We start from the raw sequence: 15418 nt of genomic DNA, 5'->3' as shown, positions 1-15418 counted from the left end.
TGGGCTTTCGTCCTGTGAAATAAGGCTGGATTCATATTATGCCGATGATCGAAGCCGACGGCTGCATGCTCAATGTTTCAGTGGATGGCCGCGACGGCGGCCCCACGCTGATGCTGTCCAATCCGCTCGGCACCACGCTGCAGATCTGGGAGCCGCAGATGGCCGCCCTGACCCGGTTCTTCCGGGTCATCCGCTATGACCGGCGCGGCCATGGCAAATCGGGCACGCCGCCCGGCCCCTACAGCATCGAAGATTTCGGCCGGGATGCGCTGGCGATCCTCGACGATCTGAACATCGCCCGCACGCATTGGTGCGGCCTCTCGATCGGCGGCGCGGTGGGACAATGGATCGCGGCAAATGCGCCGGAGCGGATCGATCAATTGGTGCTGGCCAACACCACCTGCCACGTTCCTGATCCGGCGCCGTGGGAGGCCCGCATCAAGACGGTGACGGAGAAGGGTGTCGATGCCATCGCCGATGGCGTCATGGCAGGATGGTTCACCGAGGAATTTCGCGAACGCGAGCCGCAGACGGTCAACCGCATCCGGACAATGCTAACCTCCAATCCGGTGGCCGGTTACGCTGCAAGCTGCGGCGCATTGATCGGTCTCGATTTGCGGGAAGCGCTGCCGCGTATCAAGGCACGCACGCTGGTCATGGCTGGGCGCTACGACACCTCATCGCCATTGCAGATGGCCGCCACAATCCGCGCCGGCATTCCCGGCGCGAGCCTCACGATCCTCGATGCCGCGCACGTGTCAAACGTCGAAGCGCCCTATGGCTTCAACGAAGCGGTGACAGGCTTTCTCACACAGCGTTAGACGACGAAATCACGCTCGACGGCTGGCGGCCGACATACGGCACCTCGGCGCTCGCATGTTCATGCGCGCCGCTTTCGACGAGCAGCACAATGCCTGCCGCGAGCAGCATCAGAAGCTCGGTCGCATGGAGCCGGACCGCCGCAGCCTCGCCGACCGAGGTGGCCGCGAGCATGCTGCCGAAGCTGATGAGACTGCCAAGCGTCAACGCAAAGGCCAGCGCCTCCTCCGCACCGCGTTTGCGCGACAGAGCCTCGCGAATCACCAGAAGCAGGAAGACAAGGAAAAAGGCTGCGACCAGAAATTTCGACAACGCGAACAGCCACGCGAAGCGGACGAGCCCAAGCGCCGACCACGACAGATGATCGCTCACGAACATCGCAGGCGCGATGTTGGCGGGCTCGTACATCCCGCGAACCGGCGACATCACGATCTTGAAGGCGGCAATCGTCCAGTTCGGGATGAAGTAGCAGGCCAGCAGCGCACCGTTGAAAATGCCGAGCCGCCATTCCTTCATCGTCTCGCTCCTTCCGCACCAAAAAGGCGCTTCACTCGCGCAGTGCCACGCGAGCCCAGGAGCGGCAATCTAAACCGTCTGTTTACGTTAACGGACTAGGCCAATGGCCCAGACCAAGTGGAAAACCCCGCCGAAAACGGGGTTTTCCTCAAGTTTTTCAACGGAGTTTTCCACAGACGGCTAGTGGCCGCCTTTTTGGCTGCCCTGCTGACCGCCCGGCTTACCCTGCTGCTGTTGCTGCTGACCACCCTTCTGGCCACCGCCCTGCTGCTGCTGCTGCTGACCGGGTTTCTGGTTCTGCTGGGACTGCTGGTTCTGGTTCGACATTGGATCATGTCTCCTGTTTGAACGCCCCTTAGAACGGCTGCCCCTGAACCACGTTCCGCAGAATCTCCGGTTCTTTTTCAGCATCCCGTGATCCGGCGGGTTCCTCCATCGTTCGAAGCCGCAGCCGCCTGCCACAGTTGCCGCACCCGGTTCCCGCTGATAAAAATTGTCGCAATCCAACGTCTTGGCTGCCGGAGCCGGAGACGCCAACCACAACGCCAACCGCGGCAGCCGATGGATTATTTCGCACAGCAGCTCATCAACGGACTGGTGCTCGGCTCGATCTACGGGCTGATCGCGATCGGCTACACGATGGTCTACGGCATCGTCGGCATGATCAATTTCGCCCATGGCGACATCTTCATGATCGGCGGCTTCATCGCCCTGATTTCCTTCCTCGTGCTGGTCTCGCTCGGCATCACCGCTGTGCCCGTCGTGCTGTTGCTCGTGGTTCTCGTGGCGATGGCAACCACCGCGCTTTACGGCTGGACGGTCGAGCGCATCGCCTACCGGCCGCTGCGCCATTCCTTCCGCCTCGCCCCGATGCTCTCGGCGATCGGCATGTCGTTCGTACTGTCGAACTTCTCGCAGGTCGCGCAGGGCGCCCGCGTGAAGCCAGTGCCGCCGATCGTGACCGGCGGCTACACGCTGTTTGAGCAGGACGGCTTCGTCGTGCGCCTGTCCAACATCCAGATCATCGTCGTCCTCACCACCGTGGTGCTGCTCGCGGTCTTCTCGTGGGTGGTGACTCGCACGCGGCTCGGCCGCGACATGCGCGCCTGCGAGCAGGACCAGACCATGGCGGCGCTGCTCGGCGTCGATGTCGATCGCACGATCTCGATGACCTTCGTGATCGGCGCGGCGCTCGCAGCCGTCGCGGGCATGATGTACCTGCTCTATTACGGCGTCGTCGATTTCTACATGGGCTTCGTCGCGGGCATCAAAGCCTTCACCGCCGCCGTTCTCGGGGGCATCGGCTCGCTGCCCGGTGCCATGCTCGGCGGGCTTGCCATCGGACTGATCGAAACGCTCTGGTCCGCCTATTTCTCATCCGAATATAAGGACGTCGCTGCCTTCTCGATTTTGATCGTCGTGCTCATCTTCCTGCCGACCGGCCTGCTCGGCCGTCCCGAAGTCGAAAAAGTCTGAGCATCGGCGTGACGGACACGACGCCTCCCGCTCCAAAACCAAAACGCGCTCCGCAGACGGGCGCCGCCTTCATCCTGAAGAAGTCGCTGCTGAGCGCGTTCGTCGCGCTGGTGCTATTCTCGCTGATGATAGGCATCCGCACCGAGGCAGGGCCGACCGGCCAGTTGATCTACTGGACGCGGTTCGGCGACCTCGCGATCATGGTCGTCCTCGTCTTCGCGGGCAGCATCCTCACCGAACTGTTCCGGCAGTGGCTGGCAGCGAGACACCATGCGCCTGTTCTGCCGGAAAGCGCGAAACGCGGGCTGTCGACGCTCGGCCGCCTTGTCGTGCCCTCGCTGCTGGTGTTCGCGTTCCTCGTGCCGGTGATTTTCTATAACCAGCGCTACATGCTGGACCTCGGCATTCTGGTCCTGACCTATGTGATGCTCGGCTGGGGATTGAACATCGTGGTCGGCCTCGCAGGCCTGCTCGACCTCGGCTACGTCGCCTTCTACGCGGTCGGCGCTTATTCCTATGCACTCCTGTCCACGACCTTCGGCCTGTCGTTCTGGATCTGCCTGCCGCTTGCCGGAATCCTCGCCGCCTTCTGGGGCATGCTGCTCGGCTTCCCGGTGCTCCGGCTGCGCGGCGATTATCTCGCCATCGTCACACTCGCATTCGGCGAGATCATCCGTCTGGTACTGTTGAACTGGCAGCACGTCACCGGCGGCCCCAATGGCATTTCCGGCATTCCGCGCCCCACATTGTTCGGCATTCCGGTAACACCGGGCCCGAACGGCCTCGCCGCCCATCTCGGCATTCCGTTCTCACCGACACACCGTCTCGTGCTGCTGTTCTATATCATTCTCGCACTGGCACTTCTGACTAACTGGGTCGCGATCCGCCTGCGTCGCCTCCCGATCGGACGCGCATGGGAAGCCCTGCGCGAAGACGAGATCGCCTGCCGCTCGCTCGGCATCAACACCACAACGACCAAGCTCACCGCCTTTGCCACCGGCGCGATGTTCGCAGGATTCGCGGGCGCCTTCTTCGCGACGCGACAGGGCTTCATCAGCCCTGAATCGTTCTCGTTCCAGGAATCTGCGCTGGTGCTCGCCATCGTCGTGCTCGGCGGCATGGGCTCCCAGCTCGGCGTCGTACTCTCCGCGCTCGCCTTGATCGGCGGGTTCGAGTTATTCCGCGGCTTCGAGCAATTCCGCATGCTGGCGTTTGGCGGCGCGATGGTGCTGCTGATGATCTGGCGGCCGCGCGGCCTGATCGCCCATCGCGAGCCGTCTTTGTTTCTTTCGACGCGCACCAGAGTCTCCTCCGATCTCGTCAAGGAAGGCCGATGAGCGCGTCTGGCCCCATCCTCGATGTGCAGCATTTGTCGATGCGCTTCGGTGGCATCGTGGCCGTCAACGACCTGTCGTTCGAGGCAAAGCGCGGCGACATCACCGCGCTGATCGGTCCCAACGGTGCGGGTAAAACCACGGTATTCAATTGCATCACCGGGTTCTACAAGCCGACCACCGGCATGCTGCGCCTGACGCATGAAGACGGCCGCGAATTCCTGCTCGAGCGGCTTCTGGATTATCGCGTCTCCAAAGTCGCGAAAGTAGCGCGCACGTTCCAGAACATCCGCCTGTTCTCCGGCATGACCGCACTCGAAAATCTCATGGTCGCGCAACACACCAGCCTGATGCGCGCGTCCGGCATGAGCGTTCTCGGTCTCATTGGCGCGCCGTCCTTCCGCGCAGCCGAGCGGCAGGCTGTCGAGCGCGCGCGTCATTGGCTTGAGCGCATCGGTCTTATCGATCGCGCCGACGATGCGGCGGGTAATCTGCCTTATGGCGATCAGCGCAGGCTTGAGATCGCCCGCGCGATGTGCGCGGAGCCCGCGTTGCTCTGCCTCGATGAACCCGCCGCTGGACTGAATGCGCGCGAAGGCGAGGCGTTGAGCGAACTGCTGCTGTCGATCCGGAAGGATTATGGCACGTCGATCCTGCTGATCGAACACGACATGTCGGTGGTGATGGAAATTGCCGACCGCATTGTCGTACTGGATTACGGCGTCAAGATCGCCGAGGGCACGCCGCGCGAGATTCGCGACGACCCGAAGGTCATCGCCGCCTATCTCGGCGCGGATGAAAAGACCGCCATCGAAGTGATGGAGCAGGACGCATGACGTCGCCCCTGCTCGCGATCCGTGGCCTGCGCGCTGCCTACGGGAACATCGAAGCGCTGAAAGGCATCGACCTCGATGTTCAGCGCGGCGAGATCGTCGCACTGATCGGCGCGAACGGCGCGGGCAAATCCACCCTGATGATGACGATCTTCGGCCGCCCCCGCGCGCGCTCGGGCGAAATCCTGTTCGACGGCGAGGATATCACCCATACGCCGACGCACGAGCTCGCCCGCCTGCGCATTGCTCAATCGCCGGAAGGGCGGCGGATTTTTCCGCGCATGAGCGTCGCCGAAAACCTGCAGATGGGAGCCGACGCAGCAGAAGCCAGCGAAAGCGAGCACGCCGCCGATCTCGAGCGCGTCCTCACTCTGTTTCCGCGTCTCAAGGAACGCCTGACACAACGCGGCGGCACACTGTCGGGCGGCGAACAGCAGATGCTCGCAATCGGCCGTGCGTTAATGAGCCGTCCGCGATTGCTGATGCTGGACGAGCCTTCGCTCGGTCTTGCCCCACTCATCACGCGACAGATCTTCGACGCCATCCGCGCGCTGAACCAGACCGATGGTCTCACCGTGTTGCTCGTCGAGCAGAACGCAAACCATGCGCTGAAACTCGCCCATCGCGGCTACGTTATGGTCAACGGCCTCATCACTATGTCCGGCGTGGCGAACGAGCTGCTGGAGCGGCCGGAAATCCGCACGGCCTATCTCGAAGGCGGGCGGCACTGATGCAGCAATTGTACGTCAACGAAGCCTGGTGGCAGTCGGTCATTCTCACCCTCATTCTCGGAGGCGGCGGCGCATGGCTCGCCGGACGCGCCATCGCGCGAACATGGCGCGGCATCCATGTCGCGGTGTTGGCGACGATCCCGATGGCGATGGCCGTGCGCTTCGTGCACTTCGCGCTGTTCGAAGAACCACTGTTATCGCCCATGCCCTGGCTGGCCGAAACCGGCATTCTGCTTGTCGTGATCTGCCTTGCCTTCCAGCATACCCGCGCCCGGCAGATGGTGCGGCAATATTACTGGCTCTACGAATCCCGCGGCCCGCTAGGCTGGCAGCTGCGACAAGATGCACCGCAACATACGTCGTCACATTAAAATTGCCGGTGAACGGCAACCCGGCGATTTTCCGGGCGTGACTCAATAGCCATTTCGTTCAACTATACGGTCCCATTACACTTTGGATTTCACCGAGGGATGACACGCATGACCCCTATCCGCTTGCTTGCCGTAACCTGCGCGGCAGCCCTGCTCGGCTTCTCCGCGCAGGCCATGGCACAAACCATTCCGGTTGCCGTCGCCGGTCCCATGACCGGCGGTGAATCCGCTTTCGGACGGCAGCTACGCAACGGCGCCGAACAGGCCGTGGCTGACATCAACGCATCCGGTGGCGTGATGGGCAAGAAGCTCGCGCTGCAAGTCGGCGACGATGCCTGCGATCCGAAGCAGGCCCGCTCGATCGCCGAGAAGATCGCCAATGCGGGCTCGGTTTTCGTCGCAGGACATTATTGCTCGTCCTCATCGATTCCTGCTTCGGAAGTTTACGCCGATGGCAATGTCCTCCAGATCAGCCCCGGTTCGACGAACCCGCTGCTGACCGAACGTAAATTGTGGAACGTGTTCCGCGTTTGCGGACGTGACGACCAGCAGGGCAGCGCTGCGGCGGCATATCTTCTGAAGCACTACGCCGGCAAGAACATCGCGATCCTCAACGACAAGACCACCTACGGCAAAGGTCTGGCGGATGAGACAAAGAAAGCGCTCAACGCAGGCGGCATCCAGGAGAAAATGTTCGAGTCCTACAACAAGGGTGACAAGGACTTTAATTCCATCGTCTCGCGCCTGAAGCGCGAAAACATCGATCTCGTCTATGTCGGCGGCTACCACCAGGAAGCCGGGTTGATCCTGCGCCAGATGCGCGATCAGGGTCTGAAGACCGTCATGATGGCGGGCGATGCCATGAACGACAAGGAATTCGCTTCCATCACCGGCCCGCTCGCGGCTGGCACGCTGTTCACCTTCGGCCCCGACCCGCGCAACCGGCCGGACGCAAAGGCCATCGTCGACAAGTTCAAGGCCAAGAACATCGATCCGGAAGGTTACACGCTCTACACCTACGCGGCTTTCCAGGTCTGGTCGCAGGCCGCAGCCAAGGCCAACACCACCGACCCGCAGAAGGTCGCAACTTCCATCAAGGCCGGTGAGTGGAATACGGTGATCGGTCCGCTGTCATTCGATGCCAAGGGCGATATCAAGCAGACCGGTTACGTCGTCTATAAGTGGGACGACAAGGGCAACTACGCCGAACTGCCGAACTGAATGCGCAGGCTCTCTCCTTCGGGAGAGAGCCTCATTCAGCCGATGCTTTGCAGCGCCGGAAAAGCTTCTAAAAGCCAGACACCGACATTGGACACCGCGCCGGTAAGGAATGCGATGCCGACAAGCACCATCAACCCGCCCATGACGCGCTCGACAGTCGGAAGGTAACGCTTCAACCGCGCGAGCGCCGACGACGAACGCTCAATCAGGACGGCCGCGAGCAGGAACGGAATGCCGAGCCCTGCCGAATACACCGCAAGCAGCAACGCACCCTTCTGAACGGTATTCTCGGACGCTGCGATCGACAGGATCGCGGCCAGCACCGGCCCGATGCACGGCGTCCAGCCGAACGCGAAGGCAAGCCCCATCACATAGGCGCCCCATAGCCCGACCGGCTTGGGGATCGGCAATCGTCCTTCGCGCATCAGGAAGCCGATGCGCGTCAGCCCCAGGAAGTGCAATCCCATCACGATGATGACGACGCCGGCCGCGATCGACAATTCGGCCGACCAGCGTCGCAGAGCCGCGCCGATCACGGTCGCGCTCGCGCCTAACCCGACGAACACCGTGGAGAAGCCCAGCACGAACAGAAGCGCGCACAGCAACACCGCGCGACGCGACGTCGCAGGCTTTTCCTCGCTCGCAACGTGTTCGACAGTCGCGCCCGTCAGATACACGAGATAGGCCGGCACCAGAGGCAGCACACAGGGCGAGAGGAAACTGACAAGGCCTGCGAACAAGGCTGTCGGAATAGAGATGTTCTGAATCATGGGCCTAAATGCCTCCATCGCCTGTCGGAGCGCAAGGCCTCACTTTTATGTGTAAATGCCTCTTTGCTAGTAACGCGAGCCGATTGACCGCCTGCGATGGACACGCTCATCTGAGCCCAGGAGACATCACACACCATGAAGAACCTGCTCACCGATATCGAGGGCATTAAAGTCGGCCACGCGCATGACGAGACTCTCGCGTCCGGCGCAACCGCGATCCTGTTCGACACGCCTGCTGTCGCCGCACTGGACATTCGCGGCGGCGGGCCCGGCACACGCGACAGCGCGCTGCTCGATCTTGCCAATACGGTGGAGCGGATTGACGGGCTGGCCCTCTCCGGCGGTTCGGCCTTCGGGCTCGAGACCGGCGGCGGCGTCCAAGCATGGCTCGCCGAACAAGGACGCGGCTTCGCCATCGGTGACGCGCGCGTACCGATCGTGCCGGGTGCCGTGGTGTTCGATCTTCTCAATGGCGGCAACAAGAAATGGGGCCGCTTCGCGCCCTATCGCGATTTCGGCTTCACCGCAGCGACGAACGCGACGGATGGCATGTTCGCGCTCGGCAACGCCGGCGCCGGTTACGGCGGGACCACCGCGAATTTCAAAGGCGGACTGGGCTCCGCGTCCGCGACCACGCTCGGCGGCATCAAGGTCGCAGCACTGGCCGTGGTCAACGCAGTTGGCAGCATCACTGTCGGAGACGGCCCGTGGTTCTGGTCCGCACCGTTCGAACAGAATGGCGAATTCGGCGGCCGCGGCCTGCCGCAGAGCTTCACGCCGGACATGCTTGCGCCACGCCTGAAGGGCGCAGACCGTGCCAACGCCGGTGAAAACACCACGCTTGTCGTCGTCGCAACCGATGCAGCCCTGACCAAGCCGCAGGCACGACGGCTTGCGATGCTTGCCCAGACCGGTTTTGCACGCGCGATCTATCCTGCCCATGCCCCGCTCGACGGTGACATCGTGTTCGCCGTCTCGCTCGGCGACAAGCCGGTTGATCCGCTTTACGGGCTGACGCAACTTGGGATGGAAGCGGCCAACGTCGTCGCGCGCGCCATTGCCCGCGGTGTCTATGAGGGGCGTGCGCTGCCCTTCGCGGACGCGTTGCCTGCATGGCGAGATCGTTACGGCGACTGACATTCAGATCATCAACATCGTAGTTTGCCGGACGTTTGCTTCGTGCCCTTTGCGAGCTCAATAACATATACTTTGTTTACATCTTAAAACGGAAGCCGTAAGAGACAAGCTCCTTTTCGAGGGAGTCGGATATGACTTTCACCTTGCGCGGCATTTTCTCCGGCTGGCGACTTTATCTCACCGTCTCTGTGACAGGCATTGGCATTGGAGCCATCGCGGCGCTCGCTTTGACTCGCCTGCCTCCGCTCACGACACATCGCATCACTGCGCCGCTCAACAGCGCTGCGACCATTGCGCCGGAGCCCATCGGGGGACTGCCCGATCTGCCTAAACTCCTTCTGTCGAACCCAGCCAGGCAATGGACCATCCTCGGCGGCGTTCTGCTCGACAGCGGCCTGCCCTCTCTCGCCGTACCAGCTCTCGAACAAGCTGTTGCAGATGACCAAGCCAATACGTCGCTGCGCTCAGCGCTCGGCGAGGCTCTCGCACTTTCCGCGAGCGGGAAAATCAGCGACCGCGCGCGCATCGAATTCGAAAGCGTGCTGCAGTCGAATCCGAACGATCTGGTCGCACGCTTCTACATGGCGCACTGGATGCTGCAGAACGGCAAGCCCAAGCCCGCACTTGTAAAACTCGTCGGACTGATGCGCACCGTCGGAAACGACCCCCTCTGGTACGCGCGACTGTGGCAGGTGATGCCCGAGGCCGCCGAGCAGGTCGGCGTCAGCCGACTCGCGCTGGAAGCGCTATGCGTTGCAGGAATGTAAAGAAACATCGTGACCCGAAATATTTATCGTACCGGTTGTTAAAAGATGCATTTTAAATATTGCTTTGAAACAATAACAGTGACAGGGTGCCTTCATCAAATTCGATTTGGGGATCAATTATGAAACATCCTTCCACATCCTCGGGGGCCTGACAGGGAGCGCCCGGCAGACCCTCTCCCTGCCGGGCGCTTCCTGTCACTCTCGCCATAAAACATCTATTATAAATATATCTTAAAGGCTCGCCATGACTGCCTGCGGACGACGCTTGCCTATCGCTACCCTTCTCTCTGCAATGATCGCTTCGGGGCTGACGATGTTCATGTCCCCCGCCATCGCGGAAACCCGGCATTTCTCGATGACGATCGAGGACACCATTCTCACGCTGGTGGATAAGCAAACCTTCCACACCTTCTCGTTCAACGGCCAGACGCCGGGGCCACTGATTCACGTCAAGGAAGGCGATGATCTCGTCATCGACGTCGAAAATCAGACCACGCTGCCACACACGATCCATTGGCACGGCATGTTTCAGCGCGGAAGCTGGAAGAACGACGGCGTGCCAGACACTACGCAGCCCGCCATTCCGCCGGGCGAGACTTTCACCTATCGCTTCAAGGCCGAGCCATCCGGCACGATGTGGTACCACTGCCACGTCAACGTGAACGAGCATGTCGCGATGCGCGGCATGTGGGGGCCGCTGATCGTCGATCCTATCGATCCGCCTGCCGTCGAGAAGGAAGTCACCAAAGACTACGTCATGATGTTCTCCAGCTGGGTCTCCCAGTGGGCGAACAAGCCCGGCCAGGGCGGCATCCCTGGCGATGAGCCGGATTTCTTCACCGTCAACGGCAAGGCATTTCCCGACACGCAGCCGCTGCGCATCAAGAAGGGCGACGTCATCCGGATTCGCCTGATTGGCGCCGGCGACGAGCTGCACTCCATCCACATCCACGGCCACGACTTCGAGGTCTACGCCAAGGACGGACGGCCGCTCGCCAATCCCTATCTCGCCGACACCATCCTGTTCGGACCGGGTGAGCGCTACGACCTGATCCTGCGCGCCGACAATCCCGGCATCTGGATGGTTCACGATCACATCGATCGCCACACCGTGAACGGCAAGTCGCCGATGGGCGGCATGATGACCACCATCGAATACGAGGAAATTCCGGTGAAGGAGCAGTCCTTCTACAGCTGGAAGAACAAGCAATTCGTGCCCGACTTCTACTACGAGGAATCGCTGAAGAAGCCGCTCGGCATGCATGAAAGCTCCGCGTTCAAGGGAGTGCCGGCGCCGTAACGTCGAATGAGGAAGCCAAGATGAAATACAAACTGCCTTTGGCAACCGCGATATTGACCGCGGCTCTGCTCAGCGGGGCGCAGGCCGCCGACAAACTCGACGCCAGTTGTGCCTCGTGCCACGCCCTCACCAAGCCGACTGACACGTCGCTCGAGCGGCTCATGTCCCGCAAGGGGCCCGACCTCTGGTACGCCGGCAGCAAGTTCAACGCCGACTGGCTGGTGGCCTGGCTGCAGGATCCAAAGCCGATCCGCCCAGCGGGGTATCCCTATTTCAAGACGATCATCGAAGGGCCCGAGCACGACGTGCCGGATCCATCGAAGATCACCCCGCATCCCAAACTCACGAAAGCCGCCGCCGAAAGCGCCGCTGCTGCGTTGATGGCGTTGAAAGCGCCCGACCTCGTGGCCGCAGGCACTTTCAAGGGCGACACCGGCGGCGCGCGCATGGGTGCTCTCGCCTTCACCAAACTGCGCGGCTGCGTCACCTGCCATCAGGGCGAAAACGGGCAAGGCGGTTTCTCGGGGCCTGAACTCACCAACGCCGGTGCACGGCTGCAACCCGACTTCATCGCCGCCTACACCATCGATCCGCAGCGCTTCGATCCGCACGTCTGGATGCCGATGCTCGCGCTGAAGGATCAGGATATCCAGCGGATCACCGCGTACCTGTCGATACAAGGCCGGGGAGACAGCAAATGAATGCGCTCGTGAAATACCCGTCTCCTGCCCTCTCCTCGTGGAAAAGTCTCGTGCTCGCCTCCGCGCTTGCGGCCGCAGCTCTGCTTCTTACGCCGGACATCGGCCGCGCCGATCCGCCGATCGAGCAGGTCTACAACATCTATTGCGCGCAGTGTCATGGGCTGAAGCGCAATGGCACCGGCGTCAATTTACCTGGCCTGTCCGTGCGCCCGCGCGACCACACCGACAGCAAGGGCATGGGCGACACGCCTGACGACGAACTGTTCAAGGCGATCAAGGAAGGCGGCCTCGCGGTCAACAAGTCGGTGCTGATGCCGACCTGGGGCGCGGTTCTCTCCGACAAGCAGATCACCGAGATGGTGAAGTACCTCAGAACGGTTTGCCATTGCGGTAAGTGACCTTGCACGCAACGACTTCACGAAATCAGTTTCACAAAAGGGAGCATATGATGAACAGAACTTTGCGGGCCGCGCTGATGGCAGGCGGTGTGGTGGCGATGGCAACATGCATGAGCGCCATCTCCAGCGATGCCGAGGCCAAGACCGTCAAGGTCAATCTCACGGCCAAGGAAACGATGGTGCCGATCGACAATGAAGGTCACAAGGCCATCGGCTGGACTTATGACGGCCAGATTCCCGGGCCTGTCGTGCGCGCCACCGAAGGCGATACCATCGAGTTCACGCTGACGAACGACCCCGCCAACAAGAACTCGCACTCCATCGACTTCCACGCCGCGCGCGCTGACGTGCTGACCGCGTTCGCTCCGATCAAGCCCGGCGAAACCAAAACCTTCACCTTCACCGCCGACAATCCCGGCGCATTCTTCTATCACTGCGGCGCCGACCCGATGATCCAGCACATCGCGCGCGGAATGATCGGCGCCATCATCATCGATCCGAAGGACCCGGACGCGATGCCAAAGGCGGATCGTGAATACATCCTGGTTGAGCACCAGACCTTCGACAATCCCGAAGACGTCAAAGGCATGATGGCCAACAACTGGCAGCACGACGCCTTCAACGCCGTCCCCTTCCAGTACGATCCCGTACATGACGTCAACGCCACGCAGACGCTCGAAGCCAAGCCGGGTGAACGCGTGCGTATCTATCTCATCAACGCCGGCCCGAACGAATTTTCCGGCTTCCACCCGATCGCGGGCATCTGGGACCGCGTCTATCCGTCGGGCAACCCGAAGAACGTGCTGACGGGCATGCAGAACTACACCGTCGCCCCTGGCGACGCAGCGACCTTCGATGTCATTTCGCCGAAGGAAGGCGCTTATGCTCTCGTGAACCACTCGATGCGTGCTGCCCTCTCCGGTTCCATCGCGGTGATCATGTTCAGCAATAAGGCCGACCCATCGATGGGTCATGGCGACAAGATCCTTCCAAGGCTGTAATCGCGTCCCTTGAAGGATCTACAGCCCGGCGGGAATCCGACCTTCCCGCCGGGCTTTTTTGACCGGCATACTTTGAACTTCGCAGCAGCGGGCGCGTTATCTCTCCGAGAGGAGAGCGCCCATGCCTTCGACCGCCATCCGCCGTATCATGTACGATCCGATCGATCGCGAATTGTGGGTCACGTTCGTGTCCGGCCGCCAGTATGTTTATTTCGACGTACCACCGGAGAAGTTCTCGGCCTTCAGCCACGCCGAATCTCGCGGCGGATTTTTCAATCGGGAAATCCGCGATCAGTACGGCTATCGCGAAATCCTCGCGCCCCATCGTCAGGCGAGTTAACAAACTCGGTTCCCGATACCTCAACGGGAGGTGGTAGCGTCGTGACGCCGAAGCTGAACGATCTACGCGCCTTCGCGTAGGATTTAAGGTTAGCTTTCTGTTTCGATTGGCGCGTCTCTCCTGCGTCTCCACGGTGAGGCGCATGCACATGCCGTGCATGTCCAACAGTGGAGCAAACGCCATGAAGAAAATCCTGATCCTCGCCGCCACCGCGACCGTTCTCGCTGCATCGCCGAGCTTTGCGAAGGGCGGTGGCATCGGCATCGGCGCGAACGTGCTGACCGGAAAAGGCGGCGTGCTCGGCCTGCTCAGCGGCCGCAGCGCCCTCGTCGTCAACACGGCGGTCACCACCGGCAAGGGCGGAATCCTTGGCGCCGTGCTTGGTCGCGGCGGAATCCTCGGCGGCGGCCATGGTGGCGGCTGCGGCTGCGGCTACTAAGCTCCGCACCTGCAACAACGCGGATGGGGAAGTTTCCCATCCGCACTCATATTTTCCGGTTGGGATTCTTATCTTTTTCCACCGCCGCTTTTGCAAACGGCGAAAATTTCTTCGTGATCGATGACGACAGGATCAAGGCGCTCGCCTTGTCGCCGGAAATCAGAACGCCGTGTGCGTAGGTGAGATCCAGCCCCAGCGCATAGTCGTTACCAAGATCGTAGGAGCCGCCGAACGCGACCGTCGCGGTCTGCGCATCGAACGGCGATTCGAGATAACGCGTCGTGGTGTAACCCGCCGCCGCACTCAGCGTCAGTTGCGGCGTCGCGGCCCATGACAGCTTGCCGGTATAGGCCGCATCGATCGTGATCGGCGAAATTGGAAAGGTGGTCTCGTTGGCGCGTTTCCACGCCGTCAGATCGAGCGTCCAGGCATCGTGGCGCCAGTGAAGATGCCCCTCGTAAAGCAACGCCTTCACGTTGCTGAAATCAGGATCGTGCCAGGTGCCGCGCAATTGCGACAGCGACCCTGTGACGCTGAAATCCTTGTCGGCATATTTCGCGAACACGAACGGCTGGATTCGTTCATTGTCACGGCGATAACCGAACACATCGAACTCCTGCGCATAGCGCCGCATCGACAGGTTGACCGACGCCCCGACCTCGAATTTTCCACAGGCATAGGCGACGCCGGGAATAAGCGTGCCGCGCAGATACTGCTGCGCCTCGGGCAAAAAATCCTGAAAGATCGCGTTGGTCTGATTGAGGCTCGAGCGCGCTCCCTCCGCCGTCGCGAATAATTTGAATGAACCAATTTTCGCTTCGCCCTTGACCGACTGGATTAGGTCGGACGAACGCAGGTTATAGGTACTGATGTCGGAGATCGTCGTGACCGAGCTGACATTCAGATCGTCGCTGCCCAGCATGCCGCGAATGATGACCTTGCCGTTCAGGGCCGGTGTCGCCTGCGGGTTGGCGTATTGAATCTGGCTCGCTTCCGCCGCGATCCCAAGGCTCGCATCGCCGTCCTTGTGAGCGGCCGCCATCGACGCATCGGTGCCGATGAAGGCGGAGCCGCCGATGCCGCTGCCGTTCGAAAACTGCGGATTGGAATCGTAGCCGCCGCGCAGCCGCAAAGAAGCGACGAACTCATCCTCCGCCCACGCAGGATGGAACGCGGCCATTATCATACTTCCGCACAGCAACGCCGTCCGCAACATGCCACTCCGCCACGCAAACCTCACGGCGATTACGCGACGGCATCGTTA

At 61.5% G+C, this 15418-nt stretch carries 19 protein-coding genes; 16 read left to right on the top strand and 3 right to left on the bottom strand.

Annotated features, from left to right (window positions below):
- Window positions 1–38 precede the first annotated feature (38 nt).
- On the top strand, window positions 39–821 hold the full coding sequence (gene pcaD, locus HMPREF9697_RS00890; RefSeq protein ID WP_002715257.1) for a 3-oxoadipate enol-lactonase: 783 nt from the start codon (window positions 39–41) through the stop codon (window positions 819–821).
- Here pcaD and HMPREF9697_RS00885 read toward each other — a convergent pair.
- Window positions 808–1335 (bottom strand): hypothetical protein, encoded by a 528-nt coding sequence (locus HMPREF9697_RS00885; protein WP_002715256.1) that lies wholly within the window; start codon window positions 1333–1335, stop codon window positions 808–810. The two genes, pcaD and HMPREF9697_RS00885, sit on opposite strands and share 14 nt — an antisense overlap.
- Before the next feature lie 117 nt (window positions 1336–1452).
- On the opposite strand from HMPREF9697_RS00885, the gene HMPREF9697_RS20770 reads away from it, so the two are divergent.
- From HMPREF9697_RS20770 to HMPREF9697_RS00855, 7 genes are all read left to right on the top strand, one after another.
- Entirely contained in the window at window positions 1453–1683 is a 231-nt protein-coding gene (locus HMPREF9697_RS20770) for a hypothetical protein (RefSeq protein ID WP_157223238.1), read from the top strand.
- A gap of 213 nt (window positions 1684–1896) precedes the next feature.
- On the top strand, window positions 1897–2811 hold the full coding sequence (locus HMPREF9697_RS00880; protein WP_002715254.1) for an ABC transporter permease subunit: 915 nt from the start codon (window positions 1897–1899) through the stop codon (window positions 2809–2811).
- An 8-nt stretch (window positions 2812–2819) separates the two neighbouring features.
- Complete coding sequence (gene livM, locus HMPREF9697_RS00875; RefSeq protein WP_002715253.1) at window positions 2820–4148, top strand: high-affinity branched-chain amino acid ABC transporter permease LivM; 1329 nt, start codon at window positions 2820–2822, stop codon at window positions 4146–4148.
- Complete coding sequence (locus HMPREF9697_RS00870; protein ID WP_002715252.1) at window positions 4145–4981, top strand: ABC transporter ATP-binding protein; 837 nt, start codon at window positions 4145–4147, stop codon at window positions 4979–4981. The genes livM and HMPREF9697_RS00870 overlap by 4 nt, the downstream gene beginning before the upstream one ends.
- A complete protein-coding gene (locus HMPREF9697_RS00865; protein WP_002715251.1) occupies window positions 4978–5709 on the top strand; it encodes an ABC transporter ATP-binding protein in 732 nt (243 codons plus the stop codon). The genes HMPREF9697_RS00870 and HMPREF9697_RS00865 overlap by 4 nt, the downstream gene beginning before the upstream one ends.
- Entirely contained in the window at window positions 5709–6080 is a 372-nt protein-coding gene (locus HMPREF9697_RS00860; protein ID WP_002715250.1) for a DUF6867 family protein, read from the top strand. Before HMPREF9697_RS00865 ends, HMPREF9697_RS00860 begins: the two co-directional genes overlap by 1 nt.
- Window positions 6081–6188: 108 nt before the next feature.
- Entirely contained in the window at window positions 6189–7301 is a 1113-nt protein-coding gene (locus HMPREF9697_RS00855) for a branched-chain amino acid ABC transporter substrate-binding protein (protein ID WP_002715249.1), read from the top strand.
- Window positions 7302–7336: 35 nt separating this feature from the next.
- Here the strand turns inward: HMPREF9697_RS00855 and HMPREF9697_RS00850 are convergent, their stop codons facing one another.
- Window positions 7337–8071: a cytochrome c biogenesis CcdA family protein gene (locus HMPREF9697_RS00850; protein WP_002715248.1), complete on the bottom strand. Its 735-nt coding sequence runs from the start codon at window positions 8069–8071 to the stop codon at window positions 7337–7339.
- Window positions 8072–8206: 135 nt separating this feature from the next.
- On the opposite strand from HMPREF9697_RS00850, the gene HMPREF9697_RS00845 reads away from it, so the two are divergent.
- The 8 genes from HMPREF9697_RS00845 (at window position 8207) to HMPREF9697_RS00810 (ending at window position 14154) form a co-directional block, all read left to right on the top strand.
- On the top strand, window positions 8207–9208 hold the full coding sequence (locus HMPREF9697_RS00845; protein ID WP_002715247.1) for a P1 family peptidase: 1002 nt from the start codon (window positions 8207–8209) through the stop codon (window positions 9206–9208).
- 131 nt (window positions 9209–9339) lie between these two features.
- Window positions 9340–9975 (top strand): tetratricopeptide repeat protein, encoded by a 636-nt coding sequence (locus tag HMPREF9697_RS00840; protein ID WP_002715246.1) that lies wholly within the window; start codon window positions 9340–9342, stop codon window positions 9973–9975.
- Window positions 9976–10219: 244 nt separating this feature from the next.
- The gene (locus HMPREF9697_RS00835) at window positions 10220–11275 is read left to right on the top strand and encodes a multicopper oxidase domain-containing protein (RefSeq protein ID WP_002715245.1); all 1056 of its coding nucleotides are present in this window, start codon (window positions 10220–10222) and stop codon (window positions 11273–11275) included.
- Window positions 11276–11295: 20 nt separating this feature from the next.
- Window positions 11296–11976 (top strand): c-type cytochrome, encoded by a 681-nt coding sequence (locus HMPREF9697_RS00830; RefSeq protein ID WP_002715244.1) that lies wholly within the window; start codon window positions 11296–11298, stop codon window positions 11974–11976.
- Window positions 11973–12374 (top strand): c-type cytochrome, encoded by a 402-nt coding sequence (locus HMPREF9697_RS00825; protein WP_002715243.1) that lies wholly within the window; start codon window positions 11973–11975, stop codon window positions 12372–12374. Before HMPREF9697_RS00830 ends, HMPREF9697_RS00825 begins: the two co-directional genes overlap by 4 nt.
- A gap of 50 nt (window positions 12375–12424) precedes the next feature.
- Window positions 12425–13375: a multicopper oxidase domain-containing protein gene (locus HMPREF9697_RS00820; RefSeq protein WP_002715242.1), complete on the top strand. Its 951-nt coding sequence runs from the start codon at window positions 12425–12427 to the stop codon at window positions 13373–13375.
- 121 nt (window positions 13376–13496) lie between these two features.
- Window positions 13497–13715, top strand: coding sequence for a KTSC domain-containing protein (locus HMPREF9697_RS00815; RefSeq protein WP_002715241.1), 219 nt, complete (start codon window positions 13497–13499; stop codon window positions 13713–13715).
- A gap of 181 nt (window positions 13716–13896) precedes the next feature.
- The gene (locus HMPREF9697_RS00810) at window positions 13897–14154 is read left to right on the top strand and encodes a hypothetical protein (RefSeq protein ID WP_002715240.1); all 258 of its coding nucleotides are present in this window, start codon (window positions 13897–13899) and stop codon (window positions 14152–14154) included.
- 46 nt (window positions 14155–14200) lie between these two features.
- Here the strand turns inward: HMPREF9697_RS00810 and HMPREF9697_RS00805 are convergent, their stop codons facing one another.
- The gene (locus HMPREF9697_RS00805) at window positions 14201–15370 is read right to left on the bottom strand and encodes an outer membrane beta-barrel protein (RefSeq protein ID WP_002715239.1); all 1170 of its coding nucleotides are present in this window, start codon (window positions 15368–15370) and stop codon (window positions 14201–14203) included.
- Window positions 15371–15418 lie beyond the last annotated feature (48 nt).

This window comes from Afipia felis ATCC 53690 (assembly GCF_000314735.2).
Classification (GTDB): Bacteria; Pseudomonadota; Alphaproteobacteria; order Rhizobiales; family Xanthobacteraceae; genus Afipia; species Afipia felis.
The sequence above is the reverse complement of the archived record's forward strand: the minus strand, read 5'-3'. Positions and strand labels throughout refer to the sequence as shown.